We start from the raw sequence: 25,013 nt of genomic DNA on the forward strand, positions 1-25,013 counted from the left end.
CTCCCTGATCCGGCGCAGATTTGCACAGTCGGGCACGAGGGGGAAGGCCGGGGTTTACAACGGGACCTCAGCCTTTAGGTTGGGCCGTTCAACTCAATCGCAACGGACCGGAGATCCTATGACCGAAATCAAGCAAGGCGACACGGTTCGCATTCACTACACCGGCACTTTGCAGGGCGGCCAGACTTTCGACAGCTCCGAAGGGCGCGATCCGCTGGAATTCATCGTCGGTTCGGGGCAGATCATCGCCGGGCTCGACGCCGCGATGCCGGGCATGACGGTGGGCGAGAAAAAGCGCGTCGAAGTGCCCTGCACCGAAGCCTATGGCCCGATCAATCCGGCCATGCGGCAGGCCATTCCGCGCGAAGGCATTCCCGACGACATCCCGCTGGATCTGGGCACGCAGCTGCAGATGCAGACGCCGGAAGGGCAAGCCCTGCCGGTGACCGTGGTCGAGGTGGACGAAGCCACCGTGACGCTGGACGCCAATCATCCGCTGGCGGGGCAGGACCTGATCTTCGACATCGAGATCGTCTCGATCAACTGACCGGCGGCAGGTTCGGAAATTCCCGAGGGGCACTTCCCGCGCCCCTCGCATGTGTGATCAGTTGGTGGCGGCCAGCACCTGGCTGCTGGCGGCCTGGAAGGCGCCATCCAGCCAGTCGATGACCTGTGGCTGCGACAGCAGCACCAAACCCGCCACGAACATGCAGAGGCCCAACAGGGCCAGGCGCAGGGCGTCCTTCGGCTGGACCGAGGCCCGTTCCCGCGCCTGTTTCGCCTTGCCACGCTGCGCGGCCGCGCTGAGGATCAGATCGACTTTGCTCATGCTGATTTCCTGCTCCCAGACTGTGGTCAAATCTTGGCAGGGGCAGGGAAAAATGCGGTCACATGAAATCGGGTTGCGGCATTCCCAGAACGTGGAAACCGCCGTCGACCCGGATGATCTCGCCCGAGGTGCAGGCGCCCGCGTCCGAAGCCAGGTAGACGGCCGTGCCGCCCACCGCCTCGAGCGTGGCATTCGCGCGCAGGGGCGCGTTCTGGTCGCAGAACTTGTAGGTCTTGCGCGCGCCGCCGATGGCTGCCCCGGCCAGCGTCCGCATCGGCCCGGGTGAGATCGCGTTGACGCGGATGCCGTCGGGCCCCAGATCGTTGGCCAGATACCGGGTCGCGGATTCCAGCGCCGCCTTGGCCACGCCCATCACGTTGTAGTTCGGCACCACCCGGTTCGATCCCTGGTAGGTCAGCGTCAGCAGCGTGCCGCCATTGTCCTTCATCAGCGGGTAGGCGCGGCGGGCCACCTCTATGAAGGAATAGGCCGAGATGTCCATCGAATGCTTGAAATTCGCGCGCGTCGTGTTCAGGAACCGGCCCGTCAGTTCGGACTTGTCCGAATAGGCGATCGCATGCACCACGAAGTCGATGGTGGGCCAGCGCGCCGCCAGTTCGCCAAAGGCGCGGTCGAGCGAGGCGTCGTCGGTGACGTCCGCGTCCACCATGAAATCGCTGCCGATGCTCTGTGCCAGCGGCTCCAGGCGCTTGCCGAAAGCCTCGCCCTGATAGGTGAATGCCAGTTCGGCCCCGGCCTGGTGCATGGCGGTGGCGATGCCCCACGCGATGGAGCGGTCATTGGCCACGCCCATGATCAGGCCGCGCTTGCCTTTTAGAAGTTCTGACATTTCTTTCACCCGTGATACTTGGAAAGGACCATCGACCCGTTCGTGCCGCCAAAGCCGAAGCTGTTGGTCATGACGCTGTCGAGTCCTGCATTTTCAACGACTTCGGTCGCCACTTCCCCGGGCAGGATGCCTTCGGCAAGCGTATCGACATTGATCGAAGGCGTGATGAAGTCGTGGTGCAGCATCAGCAGGCAGAAGATCGCCTCGAGCGCGCCGGCCGCGCCCTGCGCGTGGCCTGTCATCGATTTCGTGGACGAGATCGGCGGCACCTTGCCTTCGCCGAAGATCCGGCGGACCGCCTCGACCTCGCCGACATCGCCGACCGGCGTCGAGGTGCCATGCGCGTTGATGTAGGACACCCTGCGCCCCTCGGGCAGCGTGGACAGCGCCAGCCGCATCGCCCGCTCGCCGCCTTCGCCCGACGGCGCGACCATGTCGTGCCCGTCCGAGGTGGCGGCAAAGCCGGTGACTTCGGCATAGATCTTGGCGCCGCGGGCCTTGGCGTGCTCCAGATCCTCCAGGACCACGATGCCGCCGCCGCCCGAGATCACGAACCCGTCGCGGTCCTGATCGAAGGCGCGCGAGGCTTTCTCGGGCGCGTCGTTGTATTTCGAGGACATCGCCCCCATCGCGTCGAACAGGCAGGACAGCGTCCAGTCCAGCTCTTCGCCGCCGCCGGCGAACATCACGTCCTGCTTGCCCATCATGATCTGCTCCGCCGCATTGCCGATGCAGTGCAGCGAGGTCGAGCAGGCCGAGGTGATCGAATAGTTGATGCCCTTGATCTTGAAGGCGGTCGCAAGGTTGGCCGAGATGGTCGAGCACATGCACTTCGGCACCGCGAAGGGGCCGATCCGCTTGGTCGCGCCGCTTTTCAGCACCGTCTGATGCGCCGTCAGCATGGCGCTGGTCGATGGGCCGCCCGATCCGGCCACCAGCCCGGTGCGCGGGTTGACCACCTGGTCCTCGGTCAGGCCGGAATCGGCGATGGCCTGGCTCATGGCGATATGGGCATAGGCCGCGCCCGGCCCCATGAAGCGCAGGGTGCGCTTGTCCACATGCTCGGCCACGTCGATCTTCAGGTTGCCGGCCACCTGGCTGCGGAACCCGTGTTCGACCATCTGTTCATTGGCCTCGATGCCGGATTTCCCCGCCTTCAGCGAAGCAAGGACCTCTTCCGCATTGTTCCCGATGGAGGACACCACCCCCAGACCGGTGACGACGACGCGACGCATAAGCGTACTCCTGTGTTCCGTTCCTGTTGCCTGCCCGTCAGCTGGGATCAGCTTTCCGACAATGCAACCTTCATGTCCTTGACTTGATAGATCACTTCTCCGTCGGCTTCGACCCGGCCATCCGCCACACCCATGGTCAGGCGGCGCGTCTGAACGGCCTTGGTGAAGTCCACGTGATAGGTCAGCATCCTGCGGTCCGGGCGGACCATTCCGGTCAGCTTGACCTCGCCGACGCCCAGGGCATAGCCGCGCCCCTGCCAGCCGCGCCAGCCCAGGTTGAAGCCGGTCAGCTGCCAGAGCCCGTCAAGCCCCAGGCAGCCCGGCATGATCGGATTGCCCGGAAAGTGGCATTCGAAGAACCACAGGTCGGGCTTGATATCGAATTCCGCGACGATGTGGCCCTTGCCGTGGGCGCCGCCATCGGCCGAAACCTCGGTGATCCGGTCTATCATCAGCATCGGCGGCGCTGGCAGCTGCGCGTTGCCGGGGCCGAAAAGCTCTCCGCGGGCGCATTTCAGCAGATCGTCCTTGTCAAAGCTGCTAGGGAATTGGGCCATTCTGCGCCTCTCCTGCCAGGGGTCCGTTCGTCATATCTGGCCTCCTCTAACACCCGTGCGCAAGGTCCTGCAAGAGCGGCCGAACCACATCCTTCGGCGGTAAGGCGTTCTTGCGAATGAAATTCATTTGAATTTCCCGCATCGCAGCACTTATATATACCTTTAGCAATATCGGGTATCGAATCCATGACGTCACAAAGCCAGGAAATTGCCACCGATTGGCTGGTGAACGCCGGTCTGCGGCCGACGCGTCAGCGCGTGGCGCTGGCCGAGCTGCTGGTCGGCGACGGCAAGCACCGCCACGTGACCGCGGAAAGCCTGTTCGAGGCCGCGAAATCGACCGGCGCGGCGGTGTCGCTCGCCACGGTCTACAACACCCTGCGCGCGTTCTGCGAGGCGGGCGTGCTGCAGGAGATCACCGTGGACGGCTCGAAAAGCTATTTCGACACCAACACCCACGACCACCCGCATTTCTTCTGGGAGGACGAAAGCCGCCTGTCGGACGCGCCCTCGGACCAGCTGGTGATCCAGCGCCTGCCGGAAGCGCCCGAAGGGGTCGAGATCGCCTCGGTCGACGTGGTGATCCGTCTGCGCCGCAAGGCCTGACCGCCGCCGCGAAATCCCGGATTGGCCGGTACACGCCGCAGCCACCGCCTTTGCACGATCCCGATTCCGCAGACGGCAATTGAACGATCGTCCGAACCATGAGCAAATCCCCCCAAGATTCGCAGGACCGGAGACCGCCATGCCGCACCCCCTTGTCACCCAGGACATGATCGACACCTATCAGCGCGACGGCGTCGTGCTGGTGTCGGGGCTGTTTGCCGACCATGTCGAGACCCTGCGCGCGGGCATCGAGGCGAACATGGCCGAGCCCGGTCCCTACGCCTCCGAGAACCGCAAGGAAGGCCAGACGGGCCGGTTCTTCGACGACTACTGCAACTGGACCCGCATCCCGCAGTTCCGCGAGGTGATCGAGACTTCGCCCGCGGCCCAGGTGGCGGCGGACCTGATGCGCTCGGACACGGCGCAGATGTTCCACGATCACGTGCTGGTCAAGGAGCCGGGAACCTCGATGGCGACACCGTGGCACCAGGACGGGCCCTACTATTTCGTCGAAGGCCGACAGACCGTCAGCTTCTGGTCGCCGCTCGACCCGGTGAAAGAGGCGACGTTGCGCTGCGTCGCCGGTTCGCACCTGTGGGAAAAAGAGGTTCTGCCGACCCGCTGGGTCTCGGAAGAAGGGTATTTCCCGGACGAGGGGCAGTACATACCCGTCCCCGATCCCGAGGCCGAAGGCATGAAGATCGTCGAATTCGAGATGCAGCCGGGCGATGCCGTGGCCTTCAACTACCGCGTTCTGCACGGCGCGCGCGGAAACACCTCCACCTCGCGGCGCCGGGCCTTTTCCCTGCGCCTGGTCGGCGACGACGCCCGCTACGTCGAGCGTCCGGGACGCACCTCGCCGCCGTTTCCGGGCCATGACATGCAGCCCGGGCAGCGTCTGCGCGAGGACTGGTTCCCGGTCCTCTACCGCCGCTGACGGCCGCTCAGAACCACTGGCCCGGCTCCATCAGACCCAGTTCGAGCAGTTGGCGCGAATGCCAGTCGAACGGCACCGAGTTGCGCCAGCGGAAACTGGCGATGTCGAATGTCGATCCCGGGTTGCGCTTCAGCGCCTTCGCCGTGCGGAACGAGCAGATGGCCGCCGTCAGGTTGTGGTGCCAGGGACAGGCGTAGGTATTGTATTCCGGATCGTTGAACGTGTGGTTCGGCAGCAGTTTCAGGCCGGGCTTCGACCGGAAGATCGCGATCCGGTCGATCCGGCGCCGGTCCTTGGGGATGTGCTCTTCGAACCGCCAGCGTAGGCCGCCTGAAAAGTCCAGCTGCCGTTCCAGCGGATGCCCGTTCTCGGGGTTCAGCCGCGCCTGCGCATAATAGCCGGACTTGTCCAGCATGGCCCGGTCCGGGGCGACGGCGTTGGGGTGCAAATTCAGGTCGTCGGCATAAAGGTCGATGACATAGGTCAGCATCGCGTCGCGCCGCTCTTCGGCGTGAAAGGCAAGCATCTCGCCCACGCTCCGGTCCTCGCAGAAGGGATAGAACAGGTACTCGGCGTTGAAGCAGTAATACATCCAGACGCCCGGCGCGGCGCCGATGATCCGGTTGACCGCGTCAAAGACGCCGGCGCGCGGCGCCGGGTTGAAGTCGATGCGATGGACCCGGCCGTTGCCATCCTCGGGCAGCGCGAAATCCCGCGGCATCAGCACGAGGACGGTTTTGAATCCCAGATGCTGGTGGTGGCGCAGGGTGCTGGTGATCTCGACATCGTCCTCGGCGAAGATCATCGCCACCGGCCCTTTCGCCAGCGCGCCCGCGCCGCGTCCGAGGAAGTCGTCGAGTGAGTCGTATCGCATCGGGTGCCCCGGCTTGCGCTTCTGGAAATCGCGCTCAAATTCGGGTAATTGCGCCTGCATTGCAAGCGGCGCCCGTTCCGTATAGACGGCGCCGATCCCGCGAACGCAAAGGCCCGCCCGATGTCCGAACCGAAAAAGCTGTATATCAAGACCTATGGCTGCCAGATGAACGTCTATGACAGCGAGCGCATGGCCGAGGCGCTGGGCGGTCAGGGCTACGTGGAAACGCAAAGCCCCGATGATGCGGACATGATCCTGCTGAACACCTGCCACATCCGCGAGAAGGCGGCGGAAAAGGTCTATTCCGAACTGGGCCGGTTCAAGGGGCTCAAGGCGGAAAAGCCCGATCTCAGGATCGGCGTGGCGGGATGCGTGGCGCAGGCCGAAGGCGAAGAGATCATGCGCCGCCAGCCGCTGGTCGATCTGGTGGTGGGGCCGCAAAGCTATCACCGCCTGCCTGAACTGGAGGCCAGGGCGCGCTCGGGCGAAAAGGCGCTGGACACGGATTTTCCCGAAGAGGACAAGTTCGAGAAGCTGAAGAACCGCCCCAAGGGCAAGCGCGGCCCGACCGCCTTTCTGACCGTGCAGGAAGGCTGCGACAAGTTCTGCGCCTTCTGCGTGGTGCCTTATACCCGCGGCGCCGAGGTCAGCCGCCCTGCCGACAGGATCCTGAGCGAGGCGCGCGATCTGGTCGAACGCGGCGTGCGCGAGATCACGCTGCTGGGCCAGAACGTCAACGCGTATCACGGTGCGGGGCCGGACGGCGACATGACCCTTGCCGGGCTGATCCGGGAGCTGGACGGGATCGACGGGCTGGAGCGCATCCGCTTCACCACCTCGCATCCCAACGACATGACCGACGACCTGATCGAGGCGCACGGCACCTGCGGCAAGCTGATGCCCTACCTGCATCTGCCGGTGCAGTCGGGATCGGACAGGATCCTCAAGCGGATGAACCGCAGCCACACCGCCGAAAGCTACCTGCGCCTGATCGAGCGCATTCGCGCCGCGCGCCCGGACATCCTGATGTCGGGGGATTTCATCGTCGGCTTCCCCGAAGAGACCGAAGAGGATTTCCAGGCCACGCTCGATCTGGTGGAAGAGGTCCGGTACGGCTACGCCTATTCCTTCAAGTATTCGACGCGGCCGGGCACGCCGGCGGCCGAACGCCCCCAGGTCCCGGCGGCCGAGGCCGACGACCGCCTGCAGCGTTTGCAGGCGGTGATCACGCGGCACCAGCGCGAGGTGCAGGACGCCATGGTCGGCCGCGAGGTGAGCGTTCTTTTCGAAAAACCGGGGCGCCTGGCCGGCCAGATGGTCGGCAAGTCGGAATACCTGCATGCCGTCCACGTGAGCGAGGCGGATGTGCAGGTCGGCGATCTGCGCAGGGTCCGCATCACCGCCTCGGGTGCGAATTCCCTTGCCGGCGTGCTGGTCTGAAACCCGGAAGACACGAAAAAAATTCAGTCTGCACAGGACGTAAGGCGAGAATTGACCGAATTTAATCTTTGGTCAATGTTGCGAATACATGCTTGCGTTAACCAAAATGAAAGTTTGCAAGATGTAGGGCGGTTTGTGTAGGAAGTCGTAATTTCCGTGGCAGACCCCGAAATGGCGGCCATCCGGGAGAGGGTGAGTACGAAGAGTGGCGAGTAGAATGTTTGCGTATGTCCGCCGGCTGGCGATTACCCTGCCGATCGCGCTTTGTGTGCTGGGCGCTTCCCAGGCGGTTGCAGGCAGCGCGACTGCGCCCCTCGTCGAACCCGATGTCATCGCCCCCGCGCCGATCAAGCTCGACCTGCGCGGCTTCTATGTCGGCGGCGACCTCGCCTACGCCTTCGGAAGCGGCGACGACGTCGGCCAGCGCGCGCCCAACGGAAGCCTGGTCGCCACGCCCGGAACGCTCGAGCCGGGCGGCTTCAACTACGGCCTCCGGTTCGGCTGGCGCAACACGGTGCCGACCAGCGGGCTTGCCTACGTCTACGGGGTCGAGCTGGGCTATGGCGGCGGCGACATCAGCGACAGTTTCACCACCGCCACGCACCAGGCGTCGATCGACGTGAAGAATACCCTGGTGCTGCGCTTCAAGGGCGGCTTCGCCAACACGCGCGGCAACATGCAGTATTACGGCATCATCGGATATGCGCGCGGCGACATCGACTATTCCGTTTCGGGAACCGCGGGCGGCGACACGATTTCGCTTTCCGATCAGTCGGACTACGACGGCTACCTGCTTGGCCTTGGGGTGGAGCGCGTCCTTCGCGACAACCTGTCGATGACGCTGGAATACGAATACACGCGCTTCAACTCCAAGACCCTGACCGATGCAAGCGGGTCTTCGACCGTGGCGACCCCAAGCTACGGCAACCTGCGCCTGGGGCTGAATTTCGCCTTCTGACCGCTCGGACAAAACCCTCCACGACCGGTTCCTCAGGCGGCGGACCACGGCCCGCCGCAGTTGCATTATCGCCTTGCCCGATCCCCCCGGTCGCGAAAATTCACCTTGGCGCTTGCGCTGCCGCGGCCAATCTGGCTACGCTCGACTCAAACGCCAAGACAGGAGAACGGATTGGCCATCGGTGCACTGACCCCACCGCAAGACGACATGCCCCACCAAGAGGCGCTTGTTGAGTTTCCCGACAACAGATTGCTGATCGACCTCTGCGGCGAATACGACCGCAACCTGGCCGACATCGAGCAGAAGCTTTCGGTGCAGATCCTTCGGCGCGGCAACCAGTTGGCCATCATCGGTGAGGAAGAGGGCCAGAAACAGGCGTTGGAAGTGCTCCATGCCCTCTACGCCCGGCTCGAAGCCGGCCGCACGGTCGAATCGGCGGATGTCGACCGCGAGTTGCGGATGGGCAATTCCGAGGTCGGCACCGGCGTGCGCGACGGCGACCAGCTGGAAATGTTCAAGGGCGGCACGGTCGAGATCAAGACCCGCAAGAAGCTGGTCGAGCCGCGCACCGACGCGCAAAAGGCCTACGTGCAATCGCTGTTCGAGAACGAACTGGCTTTCGGCATCGGTCCGGCGGGGACCGGCAAGACCTATCTTGCCGTGGCCGTCGGCGTGTCGATGTTCATCGGCGGCCATGTGGACCGGATCATCCTCAGCCGCCCTGCCGTCGAGGCGGGCGAAAAGCTGGGATATCTGCCCGGCGACATGAAGGAAAAGGTCGATCCCTACATGCAGCCGCTCTACGACGCGCTGAACGATTTCCTGCCCGGCAAGCAGCTGGCCAAGCTGATCGAGGAAAAGCGGATCGAAATCGCGCCGCTGGCCTTCATGCGCGGGCGCACGCTGTCGAACGCCTTCGTGGTGCTGGACGAGGCGCAGAACGCCACCACCATGCAGATGAAGATGTTCCTGACCCGCCTGGGCGAGGGCAGCCGCATGGTCATCACCGGCGACCGCTCGCAGGTCGACCTGCCGCGCGGGGTGCCGTCGGGCCTGGCGGATGCGGAACGGCTGCTCAAGTCGATCCCGAAGATCGGTTTCAACTACTTCACTTCCAAGGATGTCGTGCGCCATCCGCTTGTCGCGGCCATCATTGACGCCTATGAGGCCGATGCCGGGCGCGACTCGGCCTCGAAGACGGGCTGAGGGCCGCACCCCCGGTTCGCACAACCACGGGACCGGGCCCGCGCCCGCTCCGACAGAGACCGCGCATGACCGTCGATCTGACATTGGAAGACGCCCGCTGGCGAAACCTCGAGCCGCTGGCGACCCGGGCCGTCGCGGCGGCGCTGGATCATTGCGGGCTCGACCCGGAGATCTGCGAGGTCAGCCTGCTGGGATGCGGCGACGCGCGCATCGGCGAGCTGAACGCGGAATTCCGCGGCAAGCCTGCGCCCACGAACGTGCTGAGCTGGCCGGCCGAGGATCTGGCCGCGGACGAGCCCGGCGGTCAGCCCCTGCGCCCCGAGCCGGATTTCACCGGCGAAATCGCGCTCGGCGACATCGCGATCTCCTACGACACCTGTCTGCGCGAGGCGGAAGAGGCCGGAAAGCCCTTCGACGATCACGTCACGCATCTGATCGTTCATGGCCTGTTGCATCTTCTGGGCTACGACCACATTCGTGACGCCGACGCCACCTTGATGGAGGGCGTCGAAGTCGAGGTACTTGGCAAACTGGGTGTCGATGACCCATATAATGGTTAGGTAGGGTCCGCGGACCCGGTCATTTGGAACAGGAAAATGGGCGAAATAGAGGGCAGTTCTACGGCGGCGCACAGCGCGCAGCCCCAGAACGACGACGAACAGACCGAAGAGAAGTCGGGATTTCTTTCACGCATTATTGACGTATTCTCGTCCTCCGAGACCGACGACGATCCCAAGATGAACGGGCAGGCCGTGGCAAGCGCGCAGCCCCGAGGCATGATCAACCTGCACCGGATGCGGGTCGAGGACGTGGCGATCCCGACGGCGGAAATCGTCGCGGTGCCAAGCACCATCTCCAAGGACGAACTCGTGCAGGTGTTCCGCGACACCGGCATGTCGCGGATACCGGTCTACGAGGGAACGATCGACTCGCCGCTCGGCTTCGTGCACCTCAAGGATTTCGCGCTGACGCATGGCTTCGACGGCAGTTCGGCCGAGTTCGACCTGATGTCGATGTTGCGGACGCTGCTCTACGTGCCGCCGTCCATGCCGATCGGCGTGCTGCTGACCAAGATGCAGGCCGAGCGCCGCCACCTGGCGCTGGTCATCGATGAATACGGTGGCGTGGACGGGCTCTTGACGATCGAGGACCTGATCGAACAGGTCGTGGGCGAGATCGCGGACGAACACGACGCCGACGAGGACAAGCTCTGGGTGCAGGAAAAACCCGGCTGCTACGTCGTGCAGGCCCGCGCGCCGCTGGAGGATTTCGAGGCCGAGATCGGGCGCTCGCTGACCAGCCACGAGGATGTGGACGAAGAAGAGATCGACACGCTGGGCGGTCTGGTCTTCATGCTGTCCGGCCGGGTTCCGGCGCGCGGTGAGGTGGTGATCCACCCCGAAGGCCCGGAATTCGAGGTGATCGACGCGGATCCGCGCCGCATCAAGCGCCTGCGGGTCATTCTGCCCGGCCACGCTGCATGAAGCCTGCCCACCGCTGGTCCTTCTGGCTGCGGGCGGCGATGGCGGCCCTGTTGGGGGCCGTCGCGGCCATCGGGCTGGCCCCGTTCCACATCTGGGGCGCCACTCTCGTTTCCCTGGTCCTGCTCTCGGGCCTGTTCCTGACGGCGGAAACCAGGGTCCGCGCCGCCTGGGTCGGGTGGGCCTACGCCACCGGCTATTTCGGCCATGCCCTGCTGTGGATCGTCGAGCCCTTTCTGGTCGATCCCGACCGCCACGCATGGATGGCGCCCTTCGCACTGGTGCTGATGGCGGGCGGCATGGCGCTGTTCTGGGCGCCGGCCTTCTGGTTTGCCCGCAGGCCCGGCGCAGGTCGCGGCGCGCAGGCCTGGCTGCTGGTGCTGGCCCTGTCGCTGGCCGAGATCGCACGCGGCTACGTCCTGACCGGCTTTCCCTGGGCCGGGCTGGCCCAGATCTGGGTCGACTCGCCTGCCGCGCAGCTTCTGTCGCTGATCGGGCCCTACGGGCTGGGCGCCCTGACCCTGGCCGCCACCCTGCCGCTGGGCGCCGGTCTGGTGTCCGGGCCGGGCTGGCGCGGTTTGCCGCGGCTTCTTGCCCCGGCGGCGCTGTTCGGCATCGCGGCCATCGCCTGCGCTGCTCTGCGCCCCGAGGTTTCGCCGTCCGGGAAAACCGTGCGCCTGACCCAGCCCAACGCCCCCCAGCACCAGAAATGGGATCCGCGATACGCCCCCGTGTTCTTCGAACGCCTTGTCGGGTACACCGCGGCCGAACCGCGCCCGGACCTGATCGTCTGGCCCGAGACCTCGCTGCCGGTCTGGCTGGAAAACGCGGCGCCGGCCTTTGGCGTCATTGCCGACGCGGCGCAGGGCGCTCCGGTGGTGCTCGGCATCCAGCGCAGCGCGGACATGCGCATCTACAACTCGCTGGTCTATCTGGACGAGGAGGGCCGGCAAGCGGGCCTCTACGACAAGCACCACCTGGTGCCGTTCGGCGAATACGTCCCCTTCGGCGACCTGATGGCCCGGTTCGGGCTCTACGGTTTCGCGGCGACCACGGGTCAGGGCTTCAGCGCCGGTCCCGGCGCGGCGGTGCTGAGATTGGGCGAACTGGGACTGGCGCTGCCGCTGATCTGCTACGAGGCGGTGTTCCCACAGGACGTCCGCGCCGCGCCCGAGCGTCCCGCCCTGCTGCTGCAGATCACCAACGACGCTTGGTTCGGCACCCGCTCCGGCCCCTACCAGCACCTCGCGCAGGCCCAGATGCGGGCGATCGAGCAGGGGGTGCCGATGGTCCGGTCCGCCAATACCGGCGTGTCGGCGATGATCGATCCCCTGGGCCGGATCACCGCCGCGGTGGCGCTGGGCGAGGCCGGCTTTGCCGATGCCGCGCTGCCCGACCCGCTGCCGCCCACGCTCTATTCCCGTCTTGGCGACGGGCCGGTCCTTTTCGCCCTGATTGTCCTGATTGCGCTGATGTCGCGCCGGGCCCGGCCCCCTGCGCGGTAATTTCCGATTGACCCCCCGTATCCCTTTGCTTATCCAATCCTTCGCCTGTCACAACGGCTTCCTGGCGTGGCGGGGTAATCTCAATGGAGCGCTTTCATGTCCCGACAGAACTACACCTTCACTTCGGAGTCCGTTTCCGAAGGGCACCCGGACAAGGTCTGTGACCGTATTTCCGATGCCGTCCTCGATGCCTTTCTGAACGAAGAACCCGAAGCCCGCGTCGCCTGCGAAACCTTCGCCACGACGAACCGCGTGGTGATCGGCGGCGAAGTCGGTCTGTCGGATCAGGAAAAGCTGCACGACTACATGGGGCGGATCGACCAGATCGCCCGCGACTGCATCCGGGACATCGGCTATGAGCAGGACAAGTTCCACTGGAACACCTGCGAGATCACCAACCTTCTGCACGAACAGTCGGCGCATATCGCCCAGGGCGTGAACGCCTCGGACAACAAGGACGAGGGCGCGGGCGACCAGGGCATCATGTTCGGCTTCGCCACCAACGAGACGCCGGCCCTCATGCCGGCGCCGATCCAGTATTCCCACGCGATCCTGCGGCGCCTGGCCGAAGTGCGCAAGAACGGCACGGAGCCGGTACTTGGCCCGGATGCGAAATCGCAGCTTTCGGTCGTCTACCGCGACGGCAAGCCGGTCGGCGTCAGCTCGGTCGTGCTGTCGACGCAGCACATGGACGAGGCGCTGACCTCGGACGACATCCGCGCGATCGTCGAGCCCTACATCCGCGAAACCCTGCCCGAAGGCTGGCTGACCGACAAGACGATCTGGCACGTCAACCCGACCGGCAAGTTCGTCATCGGCGGCCCCGACGGCGATGCCGGCCTGACCGGCCGCAAGATCATCGTCGACACCTATGGCGGCGCGGCCCCGCATGGCGGCGGCGCCTTTTCTGGCAAGGATCCGACCAAGGTGGACCGCTCGGCCGCCTATGCCGCGCGTTACCTCGCCAAGAACGTGGTCGCCTCGGGCATGGCAGAGCGCTGCACCATCCAGCTCAGCTATGCGATCGGCGTGTCGAAGCCGCTGTCGATCTATGCCGACACCCACGGCACGGGTGAAGTCGATGACGAGGCCATCGAAAGAGCCATCGACCAGGTGATGGACCTCAGCCCGCGCGGCATCCGCCAGCACCTGAGCCTGAACAAGCCGATCTACCAGCGCACCGCCGCCTATGGCCATTTCGGGCGCGACCCCGAGGATGACGGCGGGTTCAGCTGGGAACGCACCGATCTGGCCGAGGCGCTGAAAGCCGCGGTCTGAGCCCCGGACAGCCGACAACAAAAAAGAAACCCCGCCTCGCGGCGGGGTTTTTCCGTTCAGCCGCGGCGCCGCTCAGAAGCTGATGCCGAACCCGATCGAATAGACGTCGAACACATCGCTCTTGGAATAACCCAGCATCACCCGGGCGCGTTTCACCCAGGGCAGGCTCGTCTCTTCGACATCCAGCTCGATGCCCGCGCCCAGCGACGCGACCCAGTCGAACCCAAGCGCCTCGTCCTGATCGCCGTACAGCCCGGCCACCCCGGCCTGCCAGACCGACCGGACCGGCCGGCCATAGGCCCGCCAATTGCGGATCGGATAGCGCGCCCGCAGCCATGCGGTGGTTGCCGAGACATCCGCATCGGCATCCACGGTCGAATCGCCGATGGTCTCAAGCTTCATCTCGGTGTGGCGCAGGTAGAAATCGAACTCGCGGTTCGGAGCGTGCAGCTTGTATTGCAGCTCCAGCGCCGCGCCGTAGCCCATCGTCCACAATTCGCCGTTCCGCAGGAAATCCACGCCGGACCCGGAATTGCCCGAGTTGACGCCGCTGATCGGATCGACCTCGGCCTGGACGTTGCCGAACGAGATGTTCGCGATGGGGCGCAGGGTCCAGTATTCGTCGATCTCGAAATCCCAGCCAAAGCCGCCGGTGACCGAAAAGCTGTTCCATTCGGCATTGGCCGTGGTCGTGTTGCTGCCGTCGCTCAGCGTCAGGACCGGGTCGAAACTCTGGTAGCCGCCGAACAGTTCTGTGTAGAAAGGCGAGGTTTCGTAGGGGTTCAGCCCATCGCCGATCTGGCCGTACAACAGCTCGGCGTCGCTGCCTTTGAACCGGCCCGCCGACACGAAGCGCGCGGCGCGGTTCGGCAGGGCGAGGTATCCCCAGGTCGCCAGCGCCTGATCGGCCAGCGCCTGCTCACCGCCGGGAAAGTCGAAATTCTGCGCGCCGGCGGGCGTGGCGGCCATGCCGGACATGGCGGCGGCCGAGACAAAGGCCAAGGTCGCGAGGCGGGTCTTGGCAGTGCAGGAGAATTCGGTGCGTTTCATCTGATTCCCTTTGCCCGGATCGGGGGTGTTATGTTGATCGCTAATAGATCGGGCCGGGATTATGTCAATTGTACCGCGTCGCGATCGCGCCGGTGTGTGTGATTTTCGCCAGTGATGCGGACGCCCCGCACCGCCGCGCCGGTCGGGCCGGCAGGGGCCGGGATCTGACCCGTTGCGAAGGCGGCGGACAGCGGCTAGACCCTCGGACATGACCCAAGCCAACCGACCCTACCGCAATTTCTACGGCCGCATCCGGGGCAAGACCCTGAAGCAAAGCCAGAGAACCTACCTGACCGAGGACCTCGCCGCCCTCTCTCCCGGCGCGGTGGACTGGGACAGCAACCCCGAGCGCAGGCCGCTGGATCTGGGCGCCCTGTTCGCGGGCAAGCCGGTCTGGCTCGAGGTCGGGTTCGGCGGCGGCGAGCATCTGGTGCATCAGGCCGCGGGAAATCCGGATATCGGCATCATCGGGGCCGAACCCTTCATCAACGGCGTCGCGATGCTGTTGGGCAAGATCCGCCGCGCGGGTGTCGAAAACCTTGCCGTTCACCCCGGCGACGTTCGGGACCTGTTCGACGTGCTGCCGGACCAGAGCATTTCGCGCGCCTTCCTGCTCTATCCCGACCCCTGGCCCAAGAAACGCCACCACCGCCGCCGCTTCGTCACGCCCGAGCATCTGGGCCCGCTCGCCCGCGTGCTGAAACCCGGCGCGATCTTCCGGGTGGCGACCGACATCCCGGACTACGTCCGCCAGACGCTCGAAGAGGTCCCGAAGGCCGGGTTCGAATGGCTCGCCGAACGCCCCGCGGACTGGCGCGAGCCGTGGGACGACTGGATCTCGACCCGCTACGAACAAAAGGCCCTGCGCGAGGGGCGGGTGCCGCATTACCTGACTTTCCGCCGCAAGGGCTGACGCCGCGCGACAGGCTCATTGCGGCTGGACCCTCTGCCGCCAATTCGCTAATCGGCTGGTACCGATAGCGCAAAAGGAGCTTCCATGTCCGGACACGGCACGCCCATCCCGATGACTTCGCATCCCTGCGGCCCGCTGACCGGATCGGCCGAGGTTCCCGGCGACAAGTCGATCTCGCACCGCTCGCTCATTCTTGGGGCGATGGCGGTCGGAGAAACAAAGATTTCCGGGCTGCTCGAAGGCGAAGACGTGCTGGACACCGCCAAGGCGATGCGCGCCTTCGGGGCCGAGGTGATCGACCACGGCGGCGGCAACTGGTCGGTGCATGGCGTTGGCGTCGGCGGTTTCGCGGAACCGGATCAGGTGATCGACTGCGGCAATTCCGGCACCGGCGTGCGCCTGATCATGGGCGCGATGGCAAGTTCCCCGATCACCACGACCTTCACCGGCGACGCCAGCCTGAACAAGCGCCCGATGGCGCGCGTGACCGATCCGCTGGCGCTGTTCGGCGCACAGGCGGTCGGGCGCTCGGGCGGGCGGCTGCCCATGACCATCGTGGGCGCGGCCGACCCGGTGCCGGTGCGCTACGAGGTGCCGGTGCCCTCGGCGCAGGTGAAATCCGCGGTGCTGCTGGCGGGCCTCAACGCGCCGGGCAAGACCGTGGTGATCGAAAAGGAAGCCACCCGCGACCATTCCGAGAGGATGCTGGCCGGCTTCGGCGCCGAGATCACCGTCGAGGATACCGACGAGGGCCGGGTCATCACCCTGACCGGGCGTCCCGAGCTGAAGCCGCAGGTGATCGCCGTGCCGCGCGACCCGTCAAGCGCCGCCTTCCCGGTCTGCGCGGCCCTGATCACGCCGGGCTCGGACGTGCTGGTGCCGGGTATCGGGCTGAACCCGACCCGCGCCGGGCTCTTCACCACACTGCGCGAGATGGGCGCGGATCTGACCTATGAGAACGAGCGCCACGAGGGAGGCGAGCCGGTGGCGGACCTGCGCGCCCGCTACTCGCCGGACATGAAGGGCATCACCGTGCCGGCCGAACGCGCGGCGTCGATGATCGACGAATACCCGGTGCTCTCGGTGGTCGCGGCCAATGCCACCGGCACCACCATGATGGGCGGCGTCAAGGAGTTGCGGGTCAAGGAAAGCGACCGCATCGACGCCATGGCCCGCGGCCTGCGCGCCAACGGCGTCACCGTCGAAGAGGGCGAGGACTGGTGGACGGTCCAGGGCCTGGGCATCGGCGGCGTGCCCGGCGGCGCGACCTGCGAAAGCTTCCTGGACCACCGCATCGCCATGTCTTTCATGGTCATGGGCATGGGGGCGCAGAAGCCGGTCTCGGTGGACGATGGCAGCCCGATCGCCACATCCTTCCCGATCTTCGAACCGCTGATGGCGGGCCTGGGCGCCAGCCTCGAACGGGCATGAGCTTCACCGTCGCCATAGATGGCCCCGCCGCCGCCGGCAAGGGCACGGTCTCCAGGGGCGTCGCCCGGCATTTCGGCTTCGCGCATCTGGACACCGGCCTGCTCTACCGGGCCGTCGGCTGGCGCATGTTGCAGGGCGAGGAACCGGTGGCGGCCGCCGAGGCGCTGGTGGCCGAGGATCTGGAACCCGAGGCGCTGCGCGGCGCCGACGTGGCGCAGGCGGCCAGCAAGGTCGCGGTGATCCCCGAAGTGCGCGCGGCGCTGGTCGATTTCCAGCGCGCCTTCGCGCGGCGCGCGGGCGGCGCGGTGCTGGACGGGCGCGACATCGGCACGGTGATCTGCCCGGAGGCCGAGGTAAAGCTCTTCGTCACCGCCAGCCCCGAGGTGCGGGCCGAGCGCCGCTTCCTCGAACTCGACGCCAAGGGGGCGGACGTGACCCGCGCGCAGGTTCTGGCGGATGTGCGCGAACGCGACGCGCGCGACACGGAACGCAGCGAGGCGCCGCTGAAACCTGCCGACGACGCGGTGCTGCTGGACACATCGGACCTCAGCATCGAGGACGCGCTGGCCCGCGCCGTCGCCCTGATTCAGCAGAAATTCCCGTCGGCGGGCTGACCCGCCAGCCGCCCATGCGCGCCACGCCGCCCGTTTTCGGCATTCGTCCTTGCAGTGCCTGGGTGAACTCGGTATAGAGCCTGCGTCGACAAGGCGATTTGAGCCATAAAACAATGAGACGAGCAGGGTCGGGAACAGCCGGCCCTCTTTGTTTTGCGGCATGAGACCCAGGTCGTCTGACCAATCCGTTCCGCCGAAGGCGGGCATCAATCAAGACCGGCGGAGACAACCGCTCGGCCAGAAAAAGCGAAACGTAAAGGAAAACAACGCCACATGGCTAACGCATCCATGGAGGAATTCGAAGCCCTCCTCAACGAAAGCTTCGAAATGGACACCCCCGAAGAGGGCTCTGTCGTCAAAGGCAAGGTCATCGCTATCGAAGCCGGCCAGGCCATCATCGACGTAGGCTACAAGATGGAAGGCCGCGTCGAACTCAAAGAATTCGCAAATCCCGGCGAAGCCCCTGAAATCGCCGTCGGCGACGAGGTCGAGGTCTTCCTGCGCGCGGCCGAGAACGCCCGCGGCGAAGCCGTCATCTCGCGCGAGATGGCCCGCCGCGAAGAGGCATGGGACCGCCTGGAAAAAGCATATGCCGACGATGCCCGCGTCGAAGGCGCCATCTTCGGCCGCGTCAAGGGCGGCTTCACGGTCGATCTGGGCGGCGCCGTTGCCTTCCTGCCCGGCAGCCAGGTCGATGTGCGCCCCGTGCGCGACGCCGGCCCGCTGATGGGCCTCAAGCAGCCCTTCCAGATCCTCAAGATGGACCGCCGCCGCGGCAACATCGTGGTCTCGCGCCGCGCCATCCTGGAAGAATCGCGCGCCGAACAGCGCGCCGAAGTCATCGGCAACCTGTCCGAAGGCCAGACCGTGGACGGCGTCGTCAAGAACATCACCGAATACGGTGCGTTCGTCGATCTGGGCGGCGTTGACGGCCTGCTGCACGTCACCGACATGGCATGGCGCCGCGTGAACCACCCGTCCGAGATCCTGAACATCGGCGAGACCATCAAGGTCCAGGTGATCAAGATCAACAAGGAAACCCACCGCATCAGCCTGGGCATGAAGCAGCTGCAGGAAGATCCGTGGGATCTGGTCGGCGCCAAGTACCCGCTGGGTTCGGTCCACAAGGGCCGCGTCACCAACATCACCGACTACGGCGCCTTCGTCGAGCTGGAGCCGGGTGTCGAAGGTCTGGTGCACGTCTCGGAAATGTCCTGGACCAAGAAGAACGTCCATCCCGGCAAGATCGTTTCGACCAGCCAGGAAGTCGACGTCATGGTACTGGAAATCGACGGCGCCAAGCGCCGCGTTTCGCTGGGCCTCAAGCAGACCATGCGCAACCCGTGGGAAGTCTTTGCGGAAACCCATCCCGAAGGCACCCAGGTCGAAGGCGAAGTCAAGAACATCACCGAGTTCGGTCTGTTCATCGGCCTCGAAGGCGACATCGACGGCATGGTCCACCTGTCCGACCTGTCGTGGGACGAGCGTGGCGAGGACGCCATCCAGAACTACCGCAAGGGCGACGTCGTCCAGGCGGTCGTCTCGGAAGTGGATGTCGAGAAAGAGCGCATCTCGCTGTCGATCAAGGCCCTGGGCGGCGACAAGTTCGCCGAGGCCGTGGGCGGCGTGAAGCGTGGCTCGGTCATCACCGTGAACGTCACCGCGATCGAGGATGGCGGCATCGAGGTGGAATACGAAGGCATGAAGTCCTTCATCCGCCGTTCGGACCTGTCGCGCGACCGTTCCGAGCAGCGCCCCGAGCGTTTCTCGGTCGGTGACAAGGTCGATGTCCGCGTGACCAACGTCGACAGCAAGACCCGCCGTCTGGGTCTGTCGATCAAGGCGCGCGAGATCGCCGAAGAGAAAGAGGCCGTCGAGCAGTACGGCTCGTCCGACTCGGGTGCGTCGCTGGGCGACATCCTGGGCGCGGCCCTGAAGTCGGGCGAATAAGCCCAGGTCGCGTCGCGACCGCAAGAATACGGCCCCGTGCATATGCGCGGGGCCGTTTTTGTTGCGAATCAATAGCTTCCCAAAGCGCCCCACCAAGGGGTCTTCGGCGCCGCCGACGGGCCGGAATCCGGCCTTCGCCCCGCGATTCGCGCCGGTAAACCCCAAAAATGCGCCTTGCAGGCAAAGAGTCTGCGTTCCCCCGATCCGGGTTTTTTTCTATACTCACAAACAAATAGACGGGAAAAACCTGACACCTGGGAGGTCGCACGCATGATCCGTTCAGAACTGATCCAGAAAATCGCCGATGAGAACCCGCATCTTTATCAGCGTGACGTCGAGCGGATCGTGAACACCGTGTTCGAGGAAGTGACGGATGCCATGTCGCGCGGCGACAGGGTGGAACTGCGCGGTTTCGGCGCGTTCTCGGTCAAGAAGCGCGACGCGCGGATTGGTCGCAATCCAAGAACCGGCGAAACAGTGCATGTCGAGGAAAAGTACGTGCCGTTCTTCAAGACCGGCAAGTTGCTCAGGGATCGATTGAACGGAAAAGCCTGAACTCATGATGCGCTACATTCGCTACGCCTTTCTGGCCGCGCTGGGGATCGTCCTGGTCTCCGTCTCTCTTGCCAATTTCGCACTGGTCGAACTGAAGCTGATGCCAGATGAACTCGCCGGGCTCCTCGGCTTCAACTTCTCGGTCTCGCTGCCGTTGTTCCTGGTCGTGCTGGGCGGCGTCGCGGCGGGCCTGGTGATCGGCTTCATCTGGGAATGGCTGCGCGAGCACAAGCATCGCCGGCAGGCCGACGTGAAGAAGCGCGAGGTGCGCCAACTCGAGCGCGAAGTGAACAAGCTCAAGAAGAAGCAGAACGAGGGCAAGGACGAAGTGCTGGCCCTTCTGGACGAGGCCGGCTGAGAAAGGCCGATGCCGCAAGACGTCAACGTCAAGATCTGCGGGCTGACCGCGCCCGAACACGTGCAGGCTGCTGCGCGGGCAGGGGCGCGTTATGCCGGTTTCGTGTTCTTTCCCAAATCCCCCAGGCATCTCGAGGTCGCAAGGGCCGCCGAACTGGCCGCCGACGCGCCGGTGGGCCTCGCCAAGGTGGCGCTGACGGTGAACGCGACCGACGCCGAACTGGACCGGATCGTCGGCGCGGTGCCGCTCGACATGCTGCAGCTGCATGGCAAGGAAAGCCCCGACCGCGTGGCCGCGGTCAAGGACCGCTTCGGCCTGCCGGTGATGAAGGCGGTCGGCGTGGCCGACGAAGAGGACCTGGCGCAGATCGATCTCTACTCCGAGGTGGCCGACCAGCTGCTGATCGACGCCAAGCCGCCGAAGAACGCGGTCCTGCCCGGCGGCAACGGCCTGGCCTTCGACTGGCGCCTGCTGGCGGGGCGCAAGTACTGGCGGCGGCCCTGGATGCTGGCCGGCGGCCTGACCCCGCAGAACGTGGCCGAGGCGATCCGCATGACCGGCGCGCAGCAGGTCGATGTCTCCTCGGGCGTCGAGACCGCGCCGGGCGTCAAGGATGCCGAACTCATTCGCAGCTTCATCGGCGCGGCGCAGGGCTGATCCCGGGCCGCGCGATTTCCGGCTGGCTTGGCTTGCCCTCTCGGCGCGTGCGCACTAGGACAGGGGAAAGCCAACAGAGGGCGCACGCATGGCCAACGATCTTTTCAATTCCTTCATGTCCGGTCCCGACGAAAAGGGCCGCTTCGGCATTTTCGGCGGACGGTTCGTCAGTGAAACCCTGATGCCGCTGATCCTGTCGCTGGAAGAGGAATATGAAAAGGCCAAGGTCGATCCCGACTTCTGGGCCGAGATGGATGATCTCTGGGCGAATTACGTCGGCCGCCCGTCGCCGCTCTATTTCGCCGAGCGCCTGACCGAGCATCTCGGCGGCGCTAAGATCTATCTCAAGCGGGACGAGTTGAACCATACCGGCGCGCACAAGATCAACAACGTGCTGGGCCAGATCATCCTCGCCCGCCGCATGGGCAAGACCCGGATCATCGCGGAAACCGGGGCCGGGCAGCACGGGGTGGCGACCGCCACGGTCTGCGCCAAGTTCGGCCTGAAATGCGTGGTCTACATGGGCGCCCATGACGTGCAGCGCCAGGCGCCGAACGTGTTCCGGATGCGCCTGCTGGGGGCCGAGGTGATCCCGGTGACCTCCGGCCGCGGCACGCTCAAGGACGCGATGAACGACGCGCTGCGCGACTGGGTGACCAACGTGCGCGACACCTTCTACTGCATCGGCACCGTGGCCGGCCCGCACCCCTATCCGGCGATGGTGCGCGACTTCCAGTCGATCATCGGCAAGGAAGCCAAGGAGCAGATGATGAAGGCCGAAGGCCGTCTGCCCGACACCATCATCGCCGCCATCGGCGGCGGCTCGAACGCGATGGGTCTGTTCTACCCGTTCCTCGACGACACCTCGGTCAACATCATCGGCGTCGAGGCCGGCGGCAAGGGCGTCGACGAGAAGATGGAGCACTGCGCCTCGCTGACCGGCGGCCGCCCCGGCGTGCTGCACGGCAACCGGACCTATCTGCTGCAGGACGACGACGGCCAGATCCTCGAGGGCTACTCGATCTCGGCCGGTCTCGACTACCCCGGCATCGGCCCCGAGCATTCCTGGCTGCACGAGGTCGGCCGCGCCCAGTATGTGGCGATCACCGACATGGAGGCGCTCGAGGCGTTCAAGCTCTGCTGCGCGACCGAGGGCATCATCCCCGCGCTCGAACCCAGCCACGCGCTGGCCCATGTCATGAAGATCGCGCCGGACCTGCCCAGGGACCACATCATCTGCATGAACATGTGCGGCCGCGGCGACAAGGACATCTTCACCGTGGCGAAATTCCTCGGCTTCGACATGTCCGACACCGAAGGCCGCGAGGCGAACTGATCCGCATGGGACCGGCCCTTTCGCGGGCCGGTCAGTCCTTGGCCTTGTGCTGCGCCAGGATGCTCAGCGGCACGACGTCCAGCGCCCGCCGGTGCGTGGCCTCCAGATGCACCTTCGGCGCGCAGCCCTCGTCATGCGCCTGCAGGAACCGCGCGGCGCACAGGCACCAGCTGTCGCCCGGCTTCAGCCCCGGGAAATCGAACTCGGGCCGCGGCGTGCTCAGGTCGTTGCCGACGTATTTCGAATAGGCCAGGAACTCCGCCGTCATCACCGCGCAGACGGTGTGGCTGCCGCGGTCCTCGGGGCAGGTGTTGCAGGCCCCGTCCCGGAAGAACCCGGTCAGCGGCGACCGCGAGCAACTCCCCAGCACGCCGCCAAGCACGTTGATGCTGTCTTGCTTCTGCATGGCCCCAGTCTACAGGCTTTGCGCGATTTTGCGGAACATTTCGATATTGGCCTCGTTCACGCCCTCGTCGCGGAACTTGCGGTCGGCCCCGGTCATCACGATCAGCACGCCGCGCGGCTGATCGAAATACAGGTACTGGCCATAGACCCCGCGCCCCATGAACTCGCCCTCATGGGCCCCGACCGGGATCCACCACTGAAAGCCGTAGCCGATCCTGCCGGGCTCGGTGGGGGCGCTGGGCCAGGTCGACTCGGCGATCCACGCGGCGGGCACGATCCGCTCGCCGCCATATTCGCCGTTCTGCAGGATCATCTGGCCGAACCGGGCGAAATCGCGGGTGGTGAAGTTCAGCCCGCCCAGCACGAAGGCCACGCCGGCCCCGTCGGTGATGTAGTAGCCGTTGCGTTCCAGCCCCAGCGGCGCAAGGACCTTTTCCGACAGCAGCTCGGCCACCGAACGCCCGGTCGCTCCCCGGATCACCATGCCGATCACATGCGTGTCGATGGAAACATACTGCCAGGTCTCGCCCGGCGCCGCGAAGCTGTCCTTGAGCGAGGCGGCGAAATCGTCCAGCTCGCCGCCCAGGGCCACCACCCGGCCCATCCTGTTGATGTCCGAATTGTAGTCCAGGTAATCCTCGTCGAAGGTCACGCCGCTGGACATGTTCAGCACGTTGCGGATGGTGGCCGTTTCATAGGCGCTGCCTTCCAGTTTGGGCGCGTATTTGATCACCGGATCGTCCAGCGACGCGATTGCGCCTTCCTCCAGCAGGATGCCGAACAGCGCCGAAAGATAGCTCTTGGCGATCGACCACGAAATCCGGCGGTCATCCGGGCCGGTGTCCAGGAAATATTCCTCGTAGCGGATCTTGCCGTCCTGCAGAACCAGCAGCGAGGTCACCGCCCGCTCCTCGATCCAGCCCGCCGCGCCGTCGGGCAGCTCGTAGGCCGCGCCATAGGCCAGTTCGGATGTCGGACCGGCGCCGCGCGGCAGCGGCACGGTCAGGAAGGCCGCGTCCATGTTCGAGAAATTCGCCACGATCTTGTCTTCGGAAAACAAAGAGTTCACGGCCATCAGCCGCTGGATCTCCTCGCGCTTGGCAAAACCGACAACGGCAGCCGCCAGAATGAACACCAGCAGGATGCGGCCCAGCCACTTCAGGACAGTTCGCATGTCTCACCTCCCTCGTCGCCGGCATTGGAACGCGAGAGACCGCAATGCGCAATCGCTACGTCACGGCAAGACAGGCGGCGCTCTCAGGCAGGGACAGCCGGGCCCGTCACCGGAACTTGTCCAAGAGCTTCTGCATGGCCGACCGGGTGTCTTCCCCGGCCTCGGGTTCCGCCGCCGGGGACTCCGCCGCCGAGGGTCCCGCCGCCGGCGCATCCTCCGCCTTGCGGGTGGTGGACGACCGCGGCGGCGCGGTCCGCAGCGCGACCGCGTTCATGAACTTGCCGCCGTCGCCCGCCGCCAAGTGGGTCGCGCCGTCCGACACGCCGCGCAGAACATCGTCAAGCCAATCGGCATCCGCCTTGGCGAAATCGCTCAGGACATAGGGCGACACCATTTCCTTGCGCCCCGGATGCCCGATCCCCAGCCGCACCCGGTCATAGGCCGCGCCGATGTGGTCGTGGATCGACCGCAGCCCGTTATGTCCCGCATGGCCGCCGCCCGCCTTGACCCGCACCTTGCCGGGGGCCAGGTCCAGCTCGTCATGCAGCACGATGACATCGGTGGAGTCGAGCTTGTAGAACCGCATCGCCTCGCCCACCGACTGGCCCGAGCGGTTCATGAAGGTCATGGGCTTCAGCAGCAGGATCTTTTCCGGCCCCAGCCGGCCTTCGGCGATCTCGGCCTGGAATTTCGACTTCCACGGGCCGAACCCGTGATCCTCGGCGATCCGGTCCACGGCCATGAAACCGATATTGTGCCGGTTGCGGGCATATTTCGCCCCCGGATTTCCCAGCCCGACAATCAGTTTCATGAG

The 25,013-nt window shown here is 65.5% G+C and carries 27 protein-coding genes and 1 riboswitch; of the genes, 18 read left to right on the forward strand and 9 right to left on the reverse strand.

The annotated features are described in order from the left end of the window. Positions 1–118 precede the first annotated feature (118 nt). Positions 119–547: an FKBP-type peptidyl-prolyl cis-trans isomerase gene (locus tag FGK63_RS09095; protein ID WP_138841398.1), complete on the forward strand. Its 429-nt coding sequence runs from the start codon at positions 119–121 to the stop codon at positions 545–547. A 57-nt stretch (positions 548–604) separates the two neighbouring features. Here the strand turns inward: FGK63_RS09095 and FGK63_RS09100 are convergent, their stop codons facing one another. The 4 genes from FGK63_RS09100 to fabA are packed head-to-tail and all read right to left on the reverse strand — an operon-like array spanning position 605 to position 3,471. Further along, positions 605–829, reverse strand: coding sequence for a hypothetical protein (locus FGK63_RS09100; protein WP_138841400.1), 225 nt, complete (start codon positions 827–829; stop codon positions 605–607). 58 nt (positions 830–887) lie between these two features. Next, the gene (locus tag FGK63_RS09105; RefSeq protein WP_138841401.1) at positions 888–1,679 is read right to left on the reverse strand and encodes an enoyl-ACP reductase FabI; all 792 of its coding nucleotides are present in this window, start codon (positions 1,677–1,679) and stop codon (positions 888–890) included. Positions 1,680–1,684: 5 nt separating this feature from the next. Next, positions 1,685–2,914 carry a beta-ketoacyl-ACP synthase I gene (gene fabB, locus FGK63_RS09110; protein ID WP_138841403.1) on the reverse strand — a complete coding sequence of 410 codons (1,230 nt, stop codon included), beginning with the start codon at positions 2,912–2,914 and terminating at the stop codon, positions 1,685–1,687. A 47-nt stretch (positions 2,915–2,961) separates the two neighbouring features. Continuing rightward, positions 2,962–3,471, reverse strand: a complete 510-nt coding sequence (gene fabA, locus FGK63_RS09115; RefSeq protein WP_138841405.1) for a bifunctional 3-hydroxydecanoyl-ACP dehydratase/trans-2-decenoyl-ACP isomerase — start codon at positions 3,469–3,471, stop codon at positions 2,962–2,964. 186 nt (positions 3,472–3,657) lie between these two features. On the opposite strand from fabA, the gene irrA reads away from it, so the two are divergent. Together irrA and FGK63_RS09125 are read left to right on the forward strand one after the other, a co-directional pair. Further along, positions 3,658–4,077, forward strand: coding sequence for an iron response transcriptional regulator IrrA (irrA, locus tag FGK63_RS09120; RefSeq protein ID WP_138841408.1), 420 nt, complete (start codon positions 3,658–3,660; stop codon positions 4,075–4,077). A gap of 139 nt (positions 4,078–4,216) precedes the next feature. Continuing rightward, complete coding sequence (locus tag FGK63_RS09125; RefSeq protein WP_138841409.1) at positions 4,217–5,014, forward strand: phytanoyl-CoA dioxygenase family protein; 798 nt, start codon at positions 4,217–4,219, stop codon at positions 5,012–5,014. Between the two features lie 7 nt (positions 5,015–5,021). On the opposite strand, the gene FGK63_RS09130 is transcribed toward FGK63_RS09125, so the two are convergent. Next, a complete protein-coding gene (locus FGK63_RS09130) occupies positions 5,022–5,888 on the reverse strand; it encodes a hypothetical protein (RefSeq protein ID WP_138841411.1) in 867 nt (288 codons plus the stop codon). Between the two features lie 120 nt (positions 5,889–6,008). On the opposite strand from FGK63_RS09130, the gene miaB reads away from it, so the two are divergent. The 7 genes from miaB to metK all read left to right on the forward strand — a co-directional run bounded on the left by miaB (position 6,009) and on the right by metK (position 13,756). Further along, entirely contained in the window at positions 6,009–7,328 is a 1,320-nt protein-coding gene (gene miaB, locus FGK63_RS09135) for a tRNA (N6-isopentenyl adenosine(37)-C2)-methylthiotransferase MiaB (RefSeq protein ID WP_138841413.1), read from the forward strand. Between the two features lie 217 nt (positions 7,329–7,545). Next, complete coding sequence (locus tag FGK63_RS09140; RefSeq protein ID WP_138841415.1) at positions 7,546–8,286, forward strand: outer membrane protein; 741 nt, start codon at positions 7,546–7,548, stop codon at positions 8,284–8,286. Positions 8,287–8,457: 171 nt separating this feature from the next. Continuing rightward, positions 8,458–9,492: a PhoH family protein gene (locus FGK63_RS09145; RefSeq protein WP_138841417.1), complete on the forward strand. Its 1,035-nt coding sequence runs from the start codon at positions 8,458–8,460 to the stop codon at positions 9,490–9,492. 65 nt (positions 9,493–9,557) lie between these two features. Continuing rightward, positions 9,558–10,052 carry an rRNA maturation RNase YbeY gene (ybeY, locus tag FGK63_RS09150; RefSeq protein ID WP_138841419.1) on the forward strand — a complete coding sequence of 165 codons (495 nt, stop codon included), beginning with the start codon at positions 9,558–9,560 and terminating at the stop codon, positions 10,050–10,052. Between the two features lie 36 nt (positions 10,053–10,088). Continuing rightward, on the forward strand, positions 10,089–10,976 hold the full coding sequence (locus tag FGK63_RS09155; protein ID WP_138841421.1) for a hemolysin family protein: 888 nt from the start codon (positions 10,089–10,091) through the stop codon (positions 10,974–10,976). Continuing rightward, positions 10,973–12,478: an apolipoprotein N-acyltransferase gene (gene lnt / locus FGK63_RS09160; RefSeq protein ID WP_138841423.1), complete on the forward strand. Its 1,506-nt coding sequence runs from the start codon at positions 10,973–10,975 to the stop codon at positions 12,476–12,478. The genes FGK63_RS09155 and lnt overlap by 4 nt, the downstream gene beginning before the upstream one ends. Positions 12,479–12,520: 42 nt before the next feature. Then, positions 12,521–12,569: riboswitch (SAM-SAH riboswitch) on the forward strand. A gap of 5 nt (positions 12,570–12,574) precedes the next feature. Next, entirely contained in the window at positions 12,575–13,756 is a 1,182-nt protein-coding gene (metK, locus tag FGK63_RS09165) for a methionine adenosyltransferase (protein WP_138841425.1), read from the forward strand. 72 nt (positions 13,757–13,828) lie between these two features. On the opposite strand, the gene FGK63_RS09170 is transcribed toward metK, so the two are convergent. Continuing rightward, entirely contained in the window at positions 13,829–14,806 is a 978-nt protein-coding gene (locus FGK63_RS09170) for a hypothetical protein (RefSeq protein ID WP_138841427.1), read from the reverse strand. 208 nt (positions 14,807–15,014) lie between these two features. On the opposite strand from FGK63_RS09170, the gene trmB reads away from it, so the two are divergent. The 8 genes from trmB (at position 15,015) to trpB (ending at position 22,620) form a co-directional block, all read left to right on the forward strand. Next, the gene (gene trmB, locus FGK63_RS09175; protein WP_138841429.1) at positions 15,015–15,719 is read left to right on the forward strand and encodes a tRNA (guanine(46)-N(7))-methyltransferase TrmB; all 705 of its coding nucleotides are present in this window, start codon (positions 15,015–15,017) and stop codon (positions 15,717–15,719) included. A gap of 84 nt (positions 15,720–15,803) precedes the next feature. Continuing rightward, positions 15,804–17,150, forward strand: coding sequence for a 3-phosphoshikimate 1-carboxyvinyltransferase (gene aroA / locus FGK63_RS09180; RefSeq protein ID WP_138841431.1), 1,347 nt, complete (start codon positions 15,804–15,806; stop codon positions 17,148–17,150). Beyond that, entirely contained in the window at positions 17,147–17,764 is a 618-nt protein-coding gene (locus tag FGK63_RS09185; protein WP_138841433.1) for a (d)CMP kinase, read from the forward strand. Before aroA ends, FGK63_RS09185 begins: the two co-directional genes overlap by 4 nt. 183 nt (positions 17,765–17,947) lie before the next feature. Next, positions 17,948–19,714, forward strand: coding sequence for a 30S ribosomal protein S1 (rpsA, locus tag FGK63_RS09190; protein ID WP_281282117.1), 1,767 nt, complete (start codon positions 17,948–17,950; stop codon positions 19,712–19,714). Positions 19,715–19,984: 270 nt separating this feature from the next. Beyond that, on the forward strand, positions 19,985–20,269 hold the full coding sequence (gene ihfB / locus FGK63_RS09195; RefSeq protein ID WP_138841437.1) for an integration host factor subunit beta: 285 nt from the start codon (positions 19,985–19,987) through the stop codon (positions 20,267–20,269). A gap of 7 nt (positions 20,270–20,276) precedes the next feature. Then, entirely contained in the window at positions 20,277–20,627 is a 351-nt protein-coding gene (locus tag FGK63_RS09200) for a lipopolysaccharide assembly protein LapA domain-containing protein (protein WP_171052630.1), read from the forward strand. Positions 20,628–20,636: 9 nt separating this feature from the next. Then, a complete protein-coding gene (locus FGK63_RS09205; protein ID WP_138841441.1) occupies positions 20,637–21,284 on the forward strand; it encodes a phosphoribosylanthranilate isomerase in 648 nt (215 codons plus the stop codon). Positions 21,285–21,372: 88 nt separating this feature from the next. Beyond that, positions 21,373–22,620: a tryptophan synthase subunit beta gene (trpB, locus tag FGK63_RS09210; protein ID WP_138841443.1), complete on the forward strand. Its 1,248-nt coding sequence runs from the start codon at positions 21,373–21,375 to the stop codon at positions 22,618–22,620. A 31-nt stretch (positions 22,621–22,651) separates the two neighbouring features. On the opposite strand, the gene FGK63_RS09215 is transcribed toward trpB, so the two are convergent. From FGK63_RS09215 to pth, 3 genes are all read right to left on the reverse strand, one after another. Then, positions 22,652–23,026: a DUF2237 family protein gene (locus FGK63_RS09215; protein WP_138841445.1), complete on the reverse strand. Its 375-nt coding sequence runs from the start codon at positions 23,024–23,026 to the stop codon at positions 22,652–22,654. A 9-nt stretch (positions 23,027–23,035) separates the two neighbouring features. Next, complete coding sequence (locus FGK63_RS09220; protein WP_138841447.1) at positions 23,036–24,199, reverse strand: serine hydrolase domain-containing protein; 1,164 nt, start codon at positions 24,197–24,199, stop codon at positions 23,036–23,038. A gap of 106 nt (positions 24,200–24,305) precedes the next feature. Continuing rightward, the gene (pth, locus tag FGK63_RS09225; RefSeq protein ID WP_138841449.1) at positions 24,306–25,010 is read right to left on the reverse strand and encodes an aminoacyl-tRNA hydrolase; all 705 of its coding nucleotides are present in this window, start codon (positions 25,008–25,010) and stop codon (positions 24,306–24,308) included. Positions 25,011–25,013: the final 3 nt, after the last annotated feature.

Origin of the sequence: Ruegeria sediminis (assembly GCF_005938215.1) — a bacterium.
GTDB classification, from domain to species: Bacteria; Pseudomonadota; Alphaproteobacteria; order Rhodobacterales; family Rhodobacteraceae; genus Ruegeria; species Ruegeria sediminis.